Origin of the sequence: Limimaricola litoreus, assembly GCF_024159025.1 — a bacterium.
Taxonomy (GTDB): domain Bacteria; phylum Pseudomonadota; class Alphaproteobacteria; order Rhodobacterales; family Rhodobacteraceae; genus Limimaricola; species Limimaricola litoreus.
The window spans coordinates 1-2,970 of sequence record NZ_JAMYXC010000209.1 but is presented as its reverse complement, the minus strand read 5'-3'; the positions used below and the strand labels follow the sequence as shown (position 1 = coordinate 2,970).

Below are 2,970 nucleotides of genomic sequence, written 5' to 3'. Positions count from 1 at the left end.
GGCCTGTGCCATCCGGTCCACCACCGTCACCACGCGCCCGCGCGACGACAGCTCGGCCGCCATGGCAAGCCCCATGACGCCGCCGCCGATCACCCGCTGCCTCATCGCCGCCCCTCGTGGAAATGGTCGACCGGCCCGTGCCCCGATCCGATGCCGAGCGCGTCCGCCGCGCGGATCGCCCCCGACAGCCAGTTCTGCGCCCGCTCCAAGGCCGCTTCGGGGGTGCGTCCCGTCGCCAAGAGCGCCGCCAGCGCCGCCGAGAGCGAGCAGCCGGTGCCGTGGGTGTTGCGCGTGGCGATGCGTGGGCCGGTGACCTCGTGCACGCCCGTGCGGCTCACCAGCCGGTCGGTGCAGCACGGCCCGTCCGCATGGCCGCCCTTCATCAGCACCGCGCGCGGGCCAAGGTCGAGCAGCGCACGGCCTTGCTCCACGATTTCGGCAGGCGTCGTGGCCTGCACGGTGCCGAGAAGCCGCGCCGCCTCGGGCAGGTTCGGGGTCAGGATCGCGGCGCGGGGAATGAGCCGGGTGGTCAGCGCCCCGACCGCCGCGTCGTCGAGCAGCGCATCGCCCGATTTGGCCACCATCACCGGATCGAGCACGATCGGCCCGGCGTAACCCACGAGCGCCTCGGCCACCGCCACCACCGTCGCCGCGTCGCCCGGCATGCCGATCTTGATCGCGTCGGGCGGGATGTCGTCCAGCACGGTCGTGATCTGCGCCCTCACCATCTCGGGCGGCACCGGCATCACGCCAAAAACGCCGCGCGTGTTCTGTGCGGTGAGCGCGGTGATGGCGGAGGTGCCGTAAACGCCAAAGGCGGCAAAGCTCTTGAGATCGGCCTGAACGCCCGCGCCGCCGCCGCTGTCGGAGCCCGCGATGGTCAGGACCGTCTTGATGCGCATCGTCTCGCTCTCCCCCCGGACGGGGGCGCGGGACGGACTCCGGGCGTGACATGGCCCCGGTCGCGTCTCCGTTCCCTCCGCCGGTATTAGCCGGATCAGGTTCGATGGGTCGGCTTTCACCTCTCAGCCCTCGCGGGCACCCCAACGGATTCGGGCGGACGTTAGCCGGGCCTTTTGAGTGACGCAAGGGAGGGCATTCTCACCGCTCGCCCTCGAAGCGGTAGATCGCGAGGCCGCGCTCGCTCTCGTCGATCTCGAGCCTGCGATTGACCGGCGCATGGGCGCGGCTGGCGCAGTTGGGACGCTCGCAGAGATAGCAGTTGATGCCGATGCCGGTCGGGGTGATCCGATCGAGGTCGAGCCCCTCGGCATGGGCGAGACGCGGCGCATAGGCCACGTCGCAGCCCAGCCCGATGGCCAGCCGCGTCGCGGCCTGTCCCAGCGTGCCGCCGTGGCGCGTCACGGTGCGGGCGATCGAGAAATACCGCGCGCCGTCGGGCATGGAGATCACTTGGGTCTGCACCCGGTCGGGCGCCTCGAAGGCGGCGTGGATGTTCCACAAAGGGCAGGTGCCGCCGAAGGAGGAGAACGGAAACCGACCTGCGCTGAACCGCTTGGAGATGTTGCCCGCCTGATCGACCCGCACGAAGAAGAACGGGATGCCGCGCGCGCCTTCGCGCTGCAGAGTGGTGAGCCGATGCGCCACCTGCTCGTAGCTGGTGCCGAAGCGGTGGCTCAGAAGCTCCACGTCGTAGCGCGCGCTCTCGCAGGCGCCAAGAAAGCGCGCATAGGGCATCAGCAAAGCGGCGGCGAAGTAGTTGGCCAGCGTCACCCGCGCCAGCGCCAGCGCCGAAGGGTCGGTCAGCCCCGAGGCCGCGACCTCGTCGGCGATCTCCTGCCCGCGCTCCAGCCGCGCCAGCAGCACCGCCATCTGGAAGCGGCGGCTCGACTGGCCCAAAAGTTCCGACAGGCGCAGCTCGCCGCGATGCGCCACGTGCTGGCGCAACCGCCCCGCCATCACCTCGGAGGGCAGGATGCGCACGCGGATGCCATGGTCGCGCAGCCGCTCGGTCAGCGCGGTGTGCGGCTCGCTCCGGTGCAGCTTCATCTCCTCGGCCATGGCCTCGGCGGCGCGGTCGAGCGCATCGACATGGTTGCGCCGCTCGAACAGCCAGGCGCGCACCGACTGCACCGCGCGGCTGCCCTCCTCCAGCACCTCGACCTTGTCGCGATCGGCGAGCGGGTTGGCGTCGGTCTGGCGTGACAGGACAAGCTGGCGGTAGCGGTCGTGCAGCCGCACGAGGGCGGCGGCGACGTTCGGCGCGGCGGAAAGCGCCTGCTCGATCTCGACCCGGCCGACGCTGGCCTCCAAAGCGGGGTCCTTGAGGGCTGCGGCGAGATCGGCGGCAAGCTGCGCGTCGGTCTCGGGCGCGAGCTCGCTCACGTTGATGTCGAAGGCCTCGGCCAGCCGCATCAGCAGCTTGGCCGAGGCCGGGCGCTGGTTGCCCTCCATCAGCGTCACGTAGCTCGACGAGACGCCCAAGCGTCCGGCCATCTGCGCCTGCGTCAGCCCGAGAGAGACCCGCAGCGCCTTGAGCCGAGGGCCGATCAGCAGCTTTTCACCGCGCTCGCTCATTTCATACCTAACAAAGTTTCAAACTTACCGCTCACATAACTTACATGATTACCCGCTCGCAACAAAATTATGCTGCAACTGCGATATGACCATACTAACCTTACAGACAGAACAGGCACCCTTCTCCCCTCCGGTGCCGCCAACAGGAAGGTCACGCAGATGCCTCTCGATCTCGTCCCCGCCCCCGCAGCCCCGAAGCCGGTCCTGCTGCGCGACGTGCCCGGCGCCTCCCGCGTCCTGACCGACGACGCGCTGGCGCTGGCCGCCGAGCTTCAGACCCGTTTCGGCCCGAAGATGCAGGCGCTTTCCGTCGCCCGCGAGCGCCGACAGGAGCGCGCCGATGCGGGCCGCATGCCCGATTACCTCGAAGACACGGCGAGCATTCGCAAGGGCATGTGGAGCTGCGCGCCCGCCCCCGAGGCCCTGCGCGAC

General features: G+C 69.9%; 2 protein-coding genes, 1 pseudogene and 1 riboswitch. Of the genes and pseudogenes, 1 reads left to right on the top strand and 2 read right to left on the bottom strand.

Annotation, left to right across the window (positions count from 1 at the left end; genetic code table 11):
• Positions 1-101: 101 nt before the first annotated feature.
• A complete protein-coding gene (gene thiD / locus NHG85_RS13395) occupies positions 102-902 on the bottom strand; it encodes a bifunctional hydroxymethylpyrimidine kinase/phosphomethylpyrimidine kinase (RefSeq protein ID WP_253333179.1) in 801 nt (266 codons plus the stop codon).
• 55 nt (positions 903-957) lie between these two features.
• Positions 958-1,056, bottom strand: a riboswitch (TPP riboswitch).
• Positions 1,057-1,101: 45 nt separating this feature from the next.
• Positions 1,102-2,538 carry a helix-turn-helix domain-containing protein gene (locus NHG85_RS13390; protein WP_253333177.1) on the bottom strand — a complete coding sequence of 479 codons (1,437 nt, stop codon included), beginning with the start codon at positions 2,536-2,538 and terminating at the stop codon, positions 1,102-1,104.
• A gap of 159 nt (positions 2,539-2,697) precedes the next feature.
• Between NHG85_RS13390 and NHG85_RS13385 the strand changes: the two are divergent.
• Positions 2,698-2,970, top strand: a pseudogene (locus NHG85_RS13385) (malate synthase A); the annotation flags it as partial.